This window comes from Bradyrhizobium erythrophlei (assembly GCF_900129425.1).
Taxonomy (GTDB): domain Bacteria; phylum Pseudomonadota; class Alphaproteobacteria; order Rhizobiales; family Xanthobacteraceae; genus Bradyrhizobium; species Bradyrhizobium erythrophlei_C.
The window spans coordinates 604,662-618,794 of record NZ_LT670817.1; the positions used below are offsets into that span (position 1 = coordinate 604,662).

The following is a 14,133-nucleotide window of genomic DNA, read 5'->3' on the forward strand; positions in this document are numbered from 1 at the left end:
GGGCGCGATGGTGGTCTAACTCGATCACCATCGCGCACCGGGCCGTCATTCCCCCTCCAAAAAAGAAATTCGTCCTAAGCTGTGCCTAAGTCGGCATGGCCATGATCCGGCATCGTCTGGTGGCCATTCGATTTGGGGAGATGCACGTGTCCACGACCTGGGATCTGCGCTTGTCGCCGATGCTGAACAAGGTGCCGGAGGTCACGCTGATCTTCTGGACCATCAAGATCCTCTCGACGACCGTCGGCGAAACCGGCGCCGACTATCTCGCCGTGCATGTCGGTCTCGGCGCCAACGTGACCGCGGCGTGCATGGCCTCTCTGCTGACCGTGGCGCTGATGCTGCAGCTGCGCGCGCGCCGCTACGTTCCCTGGATCTACTGGCTGACGGTGGTCCTGGTCAGCATCTTCGGCACAGAGATCACGGATCTGTTGACCGACAAACTGGAGATTAGCCTCTACGTCAGCACGGCCGTGTTCGCTTGCGCGCTCGCCGCAACCTTCGGAATCTGGTTCGCCATAGAGCGGACCCTTTCGATCCGCACCATCGTCACCAAGCGGCGCGAGCTGTTTTACTGGGCGGCCATTCTCTTCACCTTCGCACTAGGAACGGCGGCGGGCGACCTGGCAACGGAGGCGCTCGGCCTCGGCTTCCAGCTCGGTGTCATCGTGTTCGGCGTGATGATCGCGGCGATTGCGATCTTCTACTCGCTCGCCGTCAATCCGGTCCTCACCTTCTGGCTGGCCTATATCCTCACTCGGCCGCTCGGCGCCTCGCTCGGTGACCTTTTGTCACAGTCCCGCAACTATGGCGGCGTGGGGCTCGGCACGGTCCATACCAGCCTTGCGTTCCTGACCGTGATCATCGCGCTTGTGGCGTGGGTGACCTTCGAAGGCGACCGCGCCGGAGGCGTCGATCCAGCGCAATGACGTCCAATTTCAGCTTCCAGAAACCCGGGCGACGGTGTGCGGGTAGACCTCAAGGAGAGTGCATGAAAAGAATGATCCTGGCAGCGACGGTCGGCCTGTTTACGCTGGCAGCAGGCGAGCCACAGTTGACGATGGCGATAGGCGAGTCCAACTTGCACGCAAGCGACCGCCTTTCATTCGTAACGCTCACCGAAGCTGCGATGTCTTCGAAACTGGGCGACCTCACGCCATTCCGCGCCATCGTCGCGGATGTTTCCGCGCTGGTCGACAAGGGCGATCTGGTCGGTGCCAAGAATCGTATCAAGGATCTCGAAACTCAGTGGGACGATGCCGAAGCCGCGCTGAAGCCGCGTGCAGCGGCCGACTGGCATGCGGTCGACAAGGCGATCGATCGCGCGCTGGAAGCCTTGCGCGCGGCCGCGCCCGACTCTGCCAAATGCAAGCAGAGCATCGCCGAACTGTTGTCCCTGATGGACTCGGTCGGAAAATCCTAACGTTCGCGGCTTCAGTCTCAAGCAATGATGCAATCCCAAGCCGACAGCAACAATGGGCGTCGTTGGACACGAACCGGAGATGACACATGGACGGGTATCAGAGAGAGAGAGAGAGAGAGAGAGAGCAGATTACGATTTTTTCATGCTCGCCTCGCGCCAAAGGCTCAACTGGATCGGAGCCTTCCGAAACAAACCGCGTTGTCGCAAAGGAAGGCTCAGTCCCGGCGCAGCTCAAAACGCGAGGTGCCACAGGTACTAAAGCTATCATTGTCCGCCGTCGCAGGACTGATATTGCTGACAGCTGCGGTCCCCTTGAAGGCCTACACCGGCCATGAGCTTGCCAAAGACGCAAAGGTCAGCATCAAAAAAGCGCGAGCCAAAGCCCTCATGGCTCATCCCGGTGAGATCACCGACGAAGAACTGGAGAAGGAAAGAGGAGGCAGCGGGCTCAGGTATTCCTTCGACATCAAACGTCGAGGAGCCACGCAGGAGGTCGGTGTCGATGTCAGGACTGGCAGAGTGCTGGAGAACAAGAAGGAAGGTCCGCACCCGGACTGATTTGGTTGCTCGCTAACAGGCTATTGTTGTTGGCGAGTTGAGATACGTTTGTTTGGGCGACGAGAAATCAAGGATGGACGAAATGGACGAAGCCACCAAGGCAACGCTGAGCAAAGTGCCAGAGGTCACCCTAAGTTTCTGGATCATAAAAATTGCCGCAACAACGCTGGGCGAAACGGGCGGCGACTCAGTTACCATGACGCTGAATTGGGGATATCTTGCCGGCACAGCAATCTTCCTTGCGGCGCTGATAACGCTGGTGGCGTACCAGATCGGTGCGAAAAAGTTTCACCCGTTCCTATATTGGGCCACAATAGTTGCGTCGACAACGTTTGGCACGACCATGGCGGATTTTGCCGATCGCTCCTTGGACATCGGCTACACCGGCGGTTCAACATTTCTGTTTCTCTGTTTGATGACTGTGCTTGGTCTTTGGTACTGGTCCCAAGGCACAATTTCGGTGAACACGGTTAGCACGCCCAAAGTCGAGGCCTTCTACTGGGCGGCGATCACGTTCTCACAGACGCTTGGCACCGCCCTCGGGGACTGGCTGGCCGACACTGGCGGCCTCGGATACGAGGGCGGCGCACTGGTGTTTGGTGCTGGATTGGGAATCCTTGCTGCCGCGTACTACTGGACGAATCTCTCGCGGGTCGGCTTGTTCTGGGCAGCATTTATCCTGACCCGGCCGCTCGGAGCCACAGTTGGCGACTTCCTCGACAAGCCGGTAGGCCACGGAGGCCTCGCTTTGAGCCGACCAATCGCATCCGCCGTAATCGCCGTTTTCATCGTCGGTTGCATTTTGCTATTGCCGCAGCGCCCAGGAAGACATCCGAGCGAAGCTCAAGCAAGCGCAGGGTAACTGAGGCCGAGCGAGGAACGGGCGTCGGTCACCAACAGGAGCACGTTCATGATTGGGCGCGCATGTAAGCTTATCCTTCTTGTCTGCCCATTCGGGGCCGGCCACGCAGCGCACGCAGATACGCTTTCAATAAAGGGTCAGCTCTGGAGAGAGGGGGACAAAGGCGGCATCACTCTGAGCCAAGATCACATGAAAGCCGGACCTGTCGATTCGTCGTAACCAACACGTCCACTGACCCCGTGAATGGGAAAATGCACGAGTTTTTGATTACTCCCTGGTCCGGGGCCCTTGACGGCCCTGCCTTACGATTCGGCGAATTCGGTCGTGCGTGAAAATAAACTGGCCAACCTCGAAGGTCTGGAAGACGTGCTACCCAGCGCGACCGCCACAATGCGCTTGGTGCTGAGGCCTGGAGAGTACGTTGTATTCAGCAACCAGCTGCAGATCGGGATTGGCGCACCGGTTCACTGTAGAGGCATGACATTCAAGTGGGGTTTCTCGACTTGGCAAGGCACGGGCCACGGGACGCGCACCGACCGAAGTCACTGAGGCGGCCCGGGACAACCGTGTGACGTGCTGGCTGGCAGGATTAGTCCGAGGCGAAATGCTGAGCGTAGCCCCACATGACACGAGCGAGCCCGTCCTTGTTCATAAGCTGAACCTGCCAAGGACCATTCAATGGAATGGGCCGAGATAACACGCGTGTCGGTATTCCAGGTCCGGGACGTGTGCAGTCCAATTCGCGGACGCGGAAACCGTCGTCCGCATGAGCTGCAACGATTGCCTTGCGCAGTTGAAAGGGCGCGCGGCAGACGACGGCATTCGCAGTCGTGACGAAGTTGGATTGATTGCCCGATATCTGCATACTCTCTGACCAGAACGAACCGGCACAAGGTAGCAAGAACAAGCCGACCAGGGTGCACGCGGCAGCGGGCCTTACCCACTGGGACATGTCGCGACCCGATACTCCGCGGGCGTTTGCGTTCCTCACGGCCCACTCCGGCTTCGACTGGCGTTGTTGGCTTATGGTAAGGCGCTCAATTACGAATGTCACCCAATACAATTGGCTTCGTCGATCGGGAGGGCGCGTCAGCATGCCTCAACCAGCCAGCCGCTTTTGGCGCAAAGCTGCCGTCCAAACGGCCACGCATTCGCGCGAAATTGACAAGGAATTTATCCGGCAATGTGCTGGGCGCCGAGATCTTGCGCCGCGCCGCCCGTCCAGGTGTAACCGTCCTTGGTTGCTCCCAGCGCGCTTCGAGTCCCAGTCGAGCCCGACGCGCCCGGCTGGTTGATGATCACAATCGCCTGGCCGAGCGACTTCTCTATCTCGCCGGCGACGAGCCGGTGATCTGACCGGTCGAGCCGTCCGCAGTCCAAGGCACGATTATGCGCCCAAAATCACTACATGACGCGGCTCGATGCTAATGTAAACATCCCGCCCTACCGCCAGCGGCTCCATCGCGGCGCAGCGGACGACCAAATGTTGCTCCCCCCAGCTGACGTGAACTTGAGTGAAATCTCCCTGAAAGACCGTCTGCTCGACCGGCACGCGCCACACGTTTTGCGCCGCGGCCGGCGGCTCCGTCGAAATCCGAAGATGCACAGTACGCACGGAGACTACGGGTTCGGTGCCGACGGGTCGTCCATAGGCCATGCCGTAGACAATGTGTCCTGCAGATGTTTCGAGCGCAATCAGCCCGCCCCCATCGAGATCCGGGCGATGGCGGCCACGAATGAGGTTAGCTGAGCCAACGAAATCCGCGACGAAGGCGCTGTTGGGCAGCCGGTAGATTTCGTCTGGCGTGCCGGTCTGCTCGATCAGCCCGTCGCGCATGACGACGATGCGGTCGGACATCGCCAGTGCTTCTTCCAGGTCGTGGGTGACATAGACCGAGGTGATGCCGAGGCGATGCTGTAGCTCACGCAGTTCGATACGCATATCGGCGCGCAGCTTGGCATCGAGATTCGACAGCGGTTCGTCGAACAAAAGTACCGAAGGTGAGAATACGAATGCGCGCGCCAGCGCCACGCGCTGCTGCTGTCCGCCGGACAATTGCGACGCTCGCCGTGATGCGAAACTGCGCATCTGCACCAGGTCGAGCGCATGGTGCACCTTTTCTGCGATCTCCGCCGCACCCGCTCGCCGTACGCGCAGCCCATAGGCGACGTTTTCGAAGACGGTCATATGCGGCCAAATGGCGTAGGATTGGAACACCATCGACAGGCCGCGTTTCTCGGCGCGCATATGGACGCGGCGTTCCGCCGAATAGACCGTGAGCCCACCGATGCGAATTTCGCCCGCGGTCGGCTGCTCAAGACCGGCGATGGCGCGCAAGGTGGTCGTCTTGCCACAGCCGGAGGGCCCAAGCAGCGTCAGTTGTTCGCCGGGAAAGACGTTGAAACTGACGCCGCGCACCGCCGGCACGCCGCCATAATACAATTCAAGCCGATCGACCTCGATGTGCGGGGTCGGCCTTGGAGGCGATAGTAGCGCCTGCGTCGCTTCCATGATGGCGGTTCCTGACATCCTTAGTCGACGGGGTGTGCGCCGACGCGGCGCGTGACGGCAACAAGCACGATCATGGCGACCGCGACCACCAGCGTCTGGATCAGCGCCAGCGCCGCAGTGAGCTCCGAACTGGTCCCGAACCATGATTCGACGATCGATGGCGTAATCACTTTGGAATGCGGGCCCATCAGCAGGATGGAGGCGCCAAGTTCGCGGACGCTGGCGATGAACAGCAGCAACCAGGCGGCGACCAGACCTGGCACCAGCAGTGGAATTGTCACCGTCCGCACCCGGAACCCCCAGGAGGCCCCGCACATCTGCGCGCATTCCTCGAGGCTCTTGTCGATCTGCAGCATGACGCCGGCGATGGTGCGCACGCCGAGCGGCAGGAACACCGTGAGATAGGCGATTAGCAGCAGCCACAGTGTTCCGTAGATCGGAATTGGGAAGACCACCCAGGCCCACATCAGGCCGAATGCGAACACCAGCCGGGGCACCGCCTGCGGAAACATCACGACATATTCGATCAGGCCGCTCGCGGGCAGCCGCGAGCGGTAGATCAGCCAAGCGAGCAGTCCCATCAACACGACGCCGATGGTCGCGGTGGCAAAGCCGAGCAGCAGGCTGTTGCCGAGCGCCGAGCGGACCGCATTCATCGTCACTGCGACGCGGAAATTGTCCAGCGTCCAGTTTCCGCCGGCCGGGAACGCGACGGCGATTTTCTGCAGCGATGCATAGAGCAGCGTGATCAGCGGCAACCCGACCGCGGCGAACAGATAGAGCAGGCAGACGCCGAGCAGCAGGTAGCGCAAGGGACCGATGTCGGCCACCCGCGGCCGGAACGCCTTGCCGGTAATGGTGACGTAGCTGCCCGCCATCACGATGCGGCGGTATAGGAACAACATGAAGAACATCACCGCGAAAAGCGACACGCCCATGGCGGCCGCGATCTGGATCTTCGGCGGATATTGCTGGACCAGCTGGTAGATCGCCGTGGTGATGACATAATAGCGGCTGGGTGTTCCGAGCACGAGCGCGGCGGCAAAGGACCCGAGCATTTCGGCGAAGACGAAGATGGCAGCGCCGAGGACGCCGGGCACAACCAGCGGCAGGGTAATGCGCAGCATGGTGCGGAGGCGGCTCGCTCCCATGATCTGTGATGCCTCCTCAAGCGCGGGGTCCATCGACTTCATGACAGCGGCAATCATGACAAAGGCGACAGAGCCCTCGAACAAAGCCATGACCCAGGCGATGCCGTAGGCGGTGTTGATATCGATGAGATGGCCGTTGCCGCCGAGTGCGCGCCAGATCTGGTTGACGAAGCCGCTTTCCGGCGCGCCGAGCAGGCTCCAGGCCAGAGCGCCGAGTAACGGCGTCAGATAATAGGGCACCGCCATCAGCTGCTCGAACAGATGGCGGCCGGGCACGTTGGTGCGGGTCAGGATCCATGCCATCACGAAACCGAACACGAGCGCCATCACTGTGGCGGTAACCGACACCGTCAGCGTGTTGAGCAGGATCTGCGGGTATTGGAATATGCCGTTGAAATTGTCGAACCCGTACGCTGTCGGCGGCCGCACCTGCGGGTCGCCGACATCGAGCGCTGCCTGCAGCAGAAAGAACACCGGGTACAGGACCAGAACGGCGGCCACGGCCGCCACCCCATACCCGGCGATTTTCTGCGCGGAGATCAGCGATCTCGCGGATGACACGGCCGCTCCGCTCACAGGCCGAGCATGCCGTTCCATTCCTTGGCGAAGACATCGCGGTTCGCCGCGTAGTCGTCCCAGTCGGCGGGGTAGAGCAGCTTGAGATCACCCAGCCGCACGCCAGTCGGCATCGGCGGCGCGTCGGTACGCACCGACCCGTAATAAAGATTTGGGTTGGTCTGATACCAGGCCTGACCACGCTTCGACATCGCCCAGTCGACGAACAGCTTGGCCGCTTCCGGATGCGGCGCCTTGCTGACGGCGCCAACAATCAAAGGCGTCGCCGGCAACCCATCGGTGGGCGCGACGAACTCGACCTTGGCACCCTTGTCCTTGAACAGGATATAGGCGGGATATTCTCCGATCGCGGTGATCATGTCGTCGCCCTTGGCGAGCCGGTCGAACAACTGGACGCGGGAATCGAACGCGTGCGGGTTCTGCTTGGCGAACTCCTTCCAGAAGCCAGCGCCGTACAGCTTGCGTAGCGTGTACCACTGCACAAACTGCAAACCGGAAGCGGAAATCTTGCAGCTGATCGAACCCTTCCAGCGCGGATTGAGGATGTCCTGCCAGGTCTTCGGCGCGTCCGCGGCCGAAACCTTGGTCGAGTTGTAAGCGATGCCGGCGGGATCGACGCCGGTCCAGAAAAACGAGCCCGCGGGCGAACTCAGATGGTCGGCCTTGTAAGCTGAAGTCTCGGGGGAGAGGTATTGTTCGTAGCCGCCCTTTTTCTGAAAATCGACCGCCGGCGCCAGATCGGATAATTGAATGACGTCGACGTCGAAACGGCCGGCAGAGCGTTCGGACAGGATCTTGTTGTAGAGCGCGCCGGTCTGCGCCCGCACATAGCTGGTGTTGATTTTCGGGAAATCCTTGCGAAATCCCTCCATGATGCCGGCGGTGCCGGGTTCATTCTCGTGGCAATAGAACACGAGCTGGCCTTCCAGCTCGGCCTCGGCCACGTCGGCGTTGGTCATGAAATCGTGAATTTTTGTTGGCGATTTCAACGGTGCCTGGGCCAGTACGCCGGGTGCCGCAATCCCGACGAACGGCATCGCGGCGCCAGCCTTCAGCAGCGTGCGTCGCGTCACATTGTTTTTCTTGCTGTCGGCCAATTCACTCTCCCTGTGGTCTGCTTTTTTTAAACTTTGGGACCGCTTTGAGCTTGGGCGCCCCATGCAACTATATGCTGCATATGCCACGTGGAGCTTAGTTTGAACCAGGGCATCAGATTTGACAACTCATCCTTATGTTGCAGGGCAAACGATGCGCGAACGAGAGCCGCTCACATCTATAATCTGTAACTCGCAGGCGCGTTCTAAACCGTTTCGATCAGCGTTTGCAGAACCACCGGCGCTGGAGCGAAGAAGGCTTCCAATTGCGCGGAGATTTCGCGGACTCACTCGTCTTCTTCCCTGCGCTCGTGAAACGCCGCCGAGAGTTGGTCTATCTCGGCTGCAATGGCCGGGGTGTCGCGCTCGCGACCGCGATGGGACTGCAATTGGCACGAAGGTTGATCGAAGGTGAGGCGGTCGAGATTGACCTGCCGATCACAACCTTAAAGCCAATTCGCTTCCATGCAAATGTGGCCCGTGGCGGTGAAGAGCATCGCGCTCTATGGCGCGATCGTGTGGGTCTTTAGTGCGTTGAGATTGATGGTCCAGTTCACGGCCCAGCAGGAAAATCATTCGTTGCCAGATCCCGTACCTTTGCTCTTGGGCGGACCTCGCAGACCTCGGCCAGGCGAGGTTTTGACCAATTCGCAGCAATCTGAACCAATCCAAACGAGAATTCGTGACCGGCCGGTTCTGGCGCAAAGCGGTCGTTCTCCAGGCGAGCTGCCGGGTCGAAACTCCATAAGAATTAAGCGAGCGGCTCGTACGAGAAACTGCCGCGATTCCCGCAGATTCTGCGCCAGCGCTGGACTATCTTCGGTGAGTTTTAGTGGATTTTACTTCCACTCACTTCAGGACGCTTATGCTAAGTATCCAATTAGTTTATTTTAGCCTTGGCAATTTCCTCTGTCCGATGGCGTGTTCGGATTGATCGATTGTGCAAAATACCTATCGCAGAGGTTGGGGAAACCGACCCTCGCGCAGAAGCCGCGTACCTTTACTAACGCGCTAGGCTTGCCTTGCGCGACGCCACAATCCAGGACTGATGCCAACGGTCTGACTGAATGCGCGCGTCAAATGGCTCGGATCGAAAAACCCGCAGGAACTGGCAATCTCCGCAAGGGTTTTGTCGGAAGTTAACAGTCAATCCTGAGCCCGTTCGACACGCCGCTGAAGGCGCCAACGGTATGGCGTGCAACCGGTCGACTGTCTGAAGGCGCGGCCGAACTGACTCGTCGATAAACGGCAATCATGCCCCAACCGAGCTAGGGTTATTTCCTGGTCCAAGTCCGGCTCCATAGACTCAAGCCGGCGAATATCAGACGGTCCAGCATCCCGAACGTCGGCCGTTTCGGCGATTCCCGCCGCAACACGTTAAGCTGATGACGCAGAATCGTGTTTTCAGCTTCAAGCGAGGCCCGCGACCGAAACGCTCCGACCAACGCCAACCAAATTAGGCTACAAACCTCTCGCATAAGGCAGGAGCATCGCCCGATTCGATATCGGTTGCCAGCAAGATTGATTTTCCGAAGGACAGGCTTGATCTGGTATGGAAGGCTGCCTTTTTTGATGATATATTGAATACCGGGGGTTCGAAGGTGTGGGACCCTTTTGGCGAATGCATTCAATCAGGAAGTTGTCAGCTATTCTCGCATTGGGGGAGCGGCTTCCCTTGGCCTTTTGATCGGCCTAATTCTATTTTCATTTCCGGCTGCGGCAGACGTTTATCCGGTTACTGGCGTATGGACGGCAATCGATGCCGATTTTCCCGCAGCCGCAAGTGAAACCTGCCTTGCTGTTAAAACTTTTGGCGTTGAAGCCGTATCCAAAAAATCTATCTCGGAGATGATTATTTTTGCGAAGGATAAGCGCTATGATGTCAAAGGTGATGTCCAAACTGAAACAACAATTAAGTCAATCAAAGTGGCGGATGGTGGTTTTCGAATAACTGAGTCGTTCAGCAAGCGCGGAAGTTGGCTTGGGTTCAAAAGAAAGACCACCTATTTCCTGAACGTGATTGATCCGCAAACGATAGAAATTCGAGATGCAACGGGGATGGTCCGCTACGCAAAGTGTGGGCCGCCCCAAAAACCGCGGATCTGAAGCTATATTGTCGCTTCTGCAATTCTGCCAGAAGGTCTGATTCTGTGCTATATTCTCCCACATGCCCACCATCGATGAACGGAATGCGCTGAGAAAGCAGTCAGGTCTCCCGCTGTTGAGCGTTGAAAACGGGGATCTGGAACGCAGCCAAGGGCCTCGGCGCCCTCTCGATTGATTGGGCCGTCAGGATCATGTCGATCCACAAGAGGAAGGGGTTAGAATTTGCTGTGATCATGATGGGTGTGAAAGCCGCGACCGCCGCGGCGAATTCTGAATTCCGAGGAAACGAAAGCCGCTATTGCTCGGGGCACCCTCCATTGCGATCGGCGGACGTTCGGCAAGAAGGTCGTAAGGCTGATTGACACTTGTGCCTGTCGTAAATTAAATCCGGGCATATTGGTGATGCAGTCCGCCCAAGATTGGGCGACAAAGAATGTGCCCGGCGCGATCGACGGCACGCGAGATCGGTGCATCTTTCGCCAGGGATAGATGCGTGCGGGCCCCATTGTAATATTTCATGTACGACAGCAGTAGGTGACGGAGGTGGCGCTCGCTGAACACAACGACGTGGTCAAGGCATTCTCTGCGGATCGAACCGATCAGCCTTTCAGCATATCCATTTTGCCAAGGGGAGCGCGGCGACGTCGGTCGATCGCGAATGCCCATTGATCGAAGCCTTCGGATGAAGACCTCACCATAGGCCCCATCCCGGTCACGAATGAGATAGCGGGGAGCTTGTTCCCAGCCGCAGGCTTCCGTGATCTGATTGGCGATCCAATCTGCGGTCGGATGCGCTGTGACGCCAAACCATAAAATCTGCCGTCGACCATGCCCGACAATCAACAAGCCGTAGAGCAGGCGAAACGAGATTGTCGGCACGACGAACAGATCCATCGCGGCGATGCCGTCGGCATGATTGCGAAGGAACGTCCTCCAGCCTTGGGACGGCGGGTCTCTTCGCTTGGCCATGTACTTGGCCACGCTGGTCTCTCCGATCTCGACGCCGAGCTTGAGGAGTTCGCCATGGATCTGCGGCGCTTCCCACAGAGGATTGGCAATGCTCATCTCGCGGATCAGCTTGCGGATCTCAGGCGCTACAGTTGGTCGGCCGCCACGGCGCCGCGACTTCCACCGCCAGTACGATCTGAACCCGGCGCGGTGCCATTTAATCACGGTCTCCGGCTTCACGATCGCCAAGGCGCCCAGCACCTTCGCAGCCAAATGATACAAGCCGGCGAATATCAGACGGTCCAGCATCCCGAACGTCCGCCGTTTCGGCCGCAACACGTTAAGCTGATCGCAGAATCATGTTTTCAGCCTCAAGCGAGACCCGCGACCGGAACGCTCCGACCAACGCCAACCAAATTAGGCTACAAACCTCTCGCATAGGGCAGCAGCATCGTCCGATTCGATATCAGTTGCCAGCAAGATTGAGTTTCCGACAGGGACAGGGCCATTTCCGCGGAAATTAAGCAGCGTTCGAAGAAGAAGCCCCGAAGTGTCAAGATTGGAAAGGCCATTGCAATGAATAGTTCATCCAAGCGGATCGCGCCGACATCCGACGAAGTCGGATATGCGGATCGAAAGTCAGTTGGATATCACGGGGCACAATGAATGGAGTGTCTATAACGTTGCTGGATACAAACCCATCAAGATCGAGTTGTCCCACGTGCCGGTCACCGGGAAAATTCCAGGCGATCTGATTGGCGTTTACCTACGCCGGCACGAACACGCAGTTTGACAAGACGCATGGCCTATCGCCATCATTTGCCGTGTTCGCAAAATCAGGTCGCTTCGACGAGCATTCTAGCGCACGATTGCAGAATAGGAAGAAACCGCTTGCTCAATTCGACCGCCCGGACACGTGCCGATGATGCGCTGACGCTCACCGCCGCAACGATTTCACCGTTTGAGCCTGCCACCGGCACTGCCAAGGCCCGGATTCCCAGCTCCAGCTCTTCGTCGCTGATTGCATAACCCTTTTCGCGCAATGAGCAGATTTCCGCGACGATATCAGTGGGTTTCGTCAGTGTGCGCGGCGTTCGGGCCGGCAACGCCTTGCGGCCGATACGTTCGAGGATGTCTTTGCCGGCGAACTGGCTGAGCAGCACGCGCCCGGTTGCCGAGCAATAGGCCGGCAGATGTGCTCCGATGCGAACGCCGGTCGAGACGATGTGTTCCGCCTCGGCGCGGGCAATGAATAGCGTAGTATCGTTTTCCTGTGCCTGTCGTAAATTAAATCCGGCCATATTGGTGATGCAGTCCGCCCAAGATTGGGCGACAAAGAATGCGCCCGGCGCGATCGACAGCGCGCGAGACCGGCGCATCTTTCTCCAGGGATAGATGCGTGCGGGCCCCATTGTAATATATCATGTAGCAGAGCAGCAGGTGACGGAGGTGGCGCTCGCTGAATACGACAACGTGGTCAAGGCATTCCCGTCGGATCGAACCGATCAGCCTTTCAGCATATCCATTTTGCCAAGGGGAGCGCGGCGACGTCGGTCGATCGCGAATGCCTATCGATCGGAGTCTGCGGATAAAAACCTCATCATAAGCGCCGTCCCGGTCACGAATGAGATAGCGGGGAGCCTGTTCCCAACCGCATGCTTCCGTGACCTGATTTGCGATCCATTCTGCGGTTGGATGCGCTGTGACGCCAAACCACAGAATATGTCGCCGGCGGTGCCCCATGATCAGCAACCCATAGAGCAAACGAAAGGAGATTGTCGGCACGACGAACATGTCCATCGCAGCGACCCCATCAGCGTGATTGCGGAGGAATGTCCTCCAGCCTTGGGACGGCGGATCTCGTCGCCTGACCATGTACTTGGCCACGCTGGTCTGTCCGATATCGACGCCGAGCTTGAGGAGTTCTCCATGGATCCGAGGCGCTCCCCACAGCGGATTGGCAATGCTCATCTCGCAGACAAGCTTGCGCATCTCCACCGGAACAGTTGGCCTGCCGCCCCGCGCTTTCGATTTGCAGCGCCAATATAATCGGAAGCCGGCGCGATGCCATTTGACTACGGTCTCCGGCTTGACAATCGCCAGCGCATCGCGAACGCCAGGGCGAAACCGATAGAGGCAGACAAAAATCAAGCGGTCAATGGCGCTGAAAGTTTGTCTCTTAGGAGCTGTTCGCCGCAGAACGTTTATCTGCTGCCGCAACATCCAAATTTCCGCCTCGAGCGCTGCCCGCGACCGACACAGGTCTGCGACCATCCAAACAATGAGCCTGACAAGATCTCTCATCCTGCAACAGCATCGCCCGATTCTCGATCAACTGCTAGTCAGATTGAGTTTGCGACAGGGACACCCTAGACCAGACCACCAGAGCCCCCTATCGACAGGTCCGGCTTGGGCCAAACGCGGAAGTAATCCCGATTCGCGGCATCGCGAAACGGCCGGGGAGCGCCGATTCCGCTCATTAAAAGTCTGCGGCTTGACGGGTCAGATTAACCCAACGCCCATCGTAAGATGATCAGAACGAGGATCGCCCCCGGCTTGGGCCGTCGTAAATTGAGCAGGCGCCGCGCTCAGCTCCAACGCTTCCGCTTCTCTGCACAGGATCCGGGTTGCGCCTTACGGCAGGGGCGTCGCCCGGCTGCTGTCAGATTGTCACGCTCGATGCCAGCATCATGACGGCGGTTGACGACGGCGCACCGGTCACGCTCGACAAGGCGCTGAAGCAACACAGCGCGCGCGGGTCTATAGCTCGCCGGCGACGTCGCGCAGAAAGGCGTTCACGCAATCTTGGATCAAGTGCACGCGCGGCGGTCATCACGGCCTGCAATTCACGTCGCTGAGCGCATCAAATGTCGGCGACGAAAACGTATTTCAAATTTGCGGGA

General features: G+C 58.7%; 15 protein-coding genes. 6 read left to right on the top strand and 9 right to left on the bottom strand.

Features of this window, described 5'->3' with window-relative positions:
- Positions 1–179 precede the first annotated feature (179 nt).
- From B5527_RS02905 to B5527_RS02920, 4 genes are all read left to right on the top strand, one after another.
- The gene (locus B5527_RS02905) at positions 180–929 is read left to right on the top strand and encodes a hypothetical protein (RefSeq protein ID WP_079607011.1); all 750 of its coding nucleotides are present in this window, start codon (positions 180–182) and stop codon (positions 927–929) included.
- A gap of 62 nt (positions 930–991) precedes the next feature.
- Entirely contained in the window at positions 992–1,423 is a 432-nt protein-coding gene (locus B5527_RS02910) for a hypothetical protein (protein ID WP_154071975.1), read from the top strand.
- 312 nt (positions 1,424–1,735) lie between these two features.
- Complete coding sequence (locus tag B5527_RS45670; protein ID WP_197689267.1) at positions 1,736–1,981, top strand: PepSY domain-containing protein; 246 nt, start codon at positions 1,736–1,738, stop codon at positions 1,979–1,981.
- An 82-nt stretch (positions 1,982–2,063) separates the two neighbouring features.
- Positions 2,064–2,843, top strand: a complete 780-nt coding sequence (locus B5527_RS02920; RefSeq protein ID WP_079607014.1) for a hypothetical protein — start codon at positions 2,064–2,066, stop codon at positions 2,841–2,843.
- 1,173 nt (positions 2,844–4,016) lie between these two features.
- Here the strand turns inward: B5527_RS02920 and B5527_RS02935 are convergent.
- From B5527_RS02935 to B5527_RS02950, 4 genes are all read right to left on the bottom strand, one after another.
- A complete protein-coding gene (locus B5527_RS02935) occupies positions 4,017–4,223 on the bottom strand; it encodes a tripartite tricarboxylate transporter substrate-binding protein (RefSeq protein WP_079599953.1) in 207 nt (68 codons plus the stop codon).
- 7 nt (positions 4,224–4,230) lie between these two features.
- The gene (locus B5527_RS02940) at positions 4,231–5,271 is read right to left on the bottom strand and encodes an ABC transporter ATP-binding protein (RefSeq protein WP_245332483.1); all 1,041 of its coding nucleotides are present in this window, start codon (positions 5,269–5,271) and stop codon (positions 4,231–4,233) included.
- Positions 5,272–5,375: 104 nt separating this feature from the next.
- Positions 5,376–7,067 (bottom strand): ABC transporter permease, encoded by a 1,692-nt coding sequence (locus B5527_RS02945; RefSeq protein ID WP_172842466.1) that lies wholly within the window; start codon positions 7,065–7,067, stop codon positions 5,376–5,378.
- 11 nt (positions 7,068–7,078) lie between these two features.
- A complete protein-coding gene (locus tag B5527_RS02950; RefSeq protein WP_172842467.1) occupies positions 7,079–8,179 on the bottom strand; it encodes an ABC transporter substrate-binding protein in 1,101 nt (366 codons plus the stop codon).
- A gap of 224 nt (positions 8,180–8,403) precedes the next feature.
- Between B5527_RS02950 and B5527_RS47505 the strand changes: the two genes are divergently transcribed.
- The gene (locus B5527_RS47505; RefSeq protein WP_425305058.1) at positions 8,404–8,706 is read left to right on the top strand and encodes a hypothetical protein; all 303 of its coding nucleotides are present in this window, start codon (positions 8,404–8,406) and stop codon (positions 8,704–8,706) included.
- A gap of 481 nt (positions 8,707–9,187) precedes the next feature.
- On the opposite strand, the gene B5527_RS47510 is transcribed toward B5527_RS47505, so the two are convergent.
- Positions 9,188–9,322, bottom strand: coding sequence for a helix-turn-helix domain-containing protein (locus B5527_RS47510; protein WP_079607015.1), 135 nt, complete (start codon positions 9,320–9,322; stop codon positions 9,188–9,190).
- On the bottom strand, positions 9,323–9,478 hold the full coding sequence (locus B5527_RS47515; protein WP_154071977.1) for an AraC family transcriptional regulator: 156 nt from the start codon (positions 9,476–9,478) through the stop codon (positions 9,323–9,325).
- Between the two features lie 312 nt (positions 9,479–9,790).
- On the opposite strand from B5527_RS47515, the gene B5527_RS02965 reads away from it, so the two are divergent.
- Entirely contained in the window at positions 9,791–10,282 is a 492-nt protein-coding gene (locus tag B5527_RS02965; RefSeq protein ID WP_079599957.1) for a hypothetical protein, read from the top strand.
- Between the two features lie 381 nt (positions 10,283–10,663).
- Here the strand turns inward: B5527_RS02965 and B5527_RS46050 are convergent, their stop codons facing one another.
- The 3 genes from B5527_RS46050 to B5527_RS46055 all read right to left on the bottom strand — a co-directional run bounded on the left by B5527_RS46050 (position 10,664) and on the right by B5527_RS46055 (position 13,453).
- Positions 10,664–11,539 (bottom strand): integrase core domain-containing protein, encoded by an 876-nt coding sequence (locus B5527_RS46050; RefSeq protein WP_245332484.1) that lies wholly within the window; start codon positions 11,537–11,539, stop codon positions 10,664–10,666.
- Positions 11,540–12,066: 527 nt separating this feature from the next.
- A complete protein-coding gene (locus tag B5527_RS02975; protein ID WP_172842469.1) occupies positions 12,067–12,531 on the bottom strand; it encodes an IclR family transcriptional regulator domain-containing protein in 465 nt (154 codons plus the stop codon).
- Positions 12,518–13,453, bottom strand: coding sequence for an integrase core domain-containing protein (locus B5527_RS46055; RefSeq protein WP_245332485.1), 936 nt, complete (start codon positions 13,451–13,453; stop codon positions 12,518–12,520). Before B5527_RS46055 ends, B5527_RS02975 begins: the two co-directional genes overlap by 14 nt.
- Positions 13,454–14,133: the final 680 nt, after the last annotated feature.

Coding starts and splice junctions, on each gene's coding strand:
- B5527_RS02905 (WP_079607011.1), top strand. CDS start 180: ATGCTGAACAAGGTGCCGGAGGTCACGCTGATCTTCTGGACCATCAAG.
- B5527_RS02910 (WP_154071975.1), top strand. CDS start 992: ATGAAAAGAATGATCCTGGCAGCGACGGTCGGCCTGTTTACGCTGGCA.
- B5527_RS02920 (WP_079607014.1), top strand. CDS start 2,064: ATGGACGAAGCCACCAAGGCAACGCTGAGCAAAGTGCCAGAGGTCACC.
- B5527_RS47515 (WP_154071977.1), bottom strand. CDS start 9,478: ATGGAGCCGGACTTGGACCAGGAAATAACCCTAGCTCGGTTGGGGCAT.
- B5527_RS46050 (WP_245332484.1), bottom strand. CDS start 11,539: ATGCTGGACCGTCTGATATTCGCCGGCTTGTATCATTTGGCTGCGAAG.
- B5527_RS02975 (WP_172842469.1), bottom strand. CDS start 12,531: ATGGCCGGATTTAATTTACGACAGGCACAGGAAAACGATACTACGCTA.
- B5527_RS46055 (WP_245332485.1), bottom strand. CDS start 13,453: ATGTTGCGGCAGCAGATAAACGTTCTGCGGCGAACAGCTCCTAAGAGA.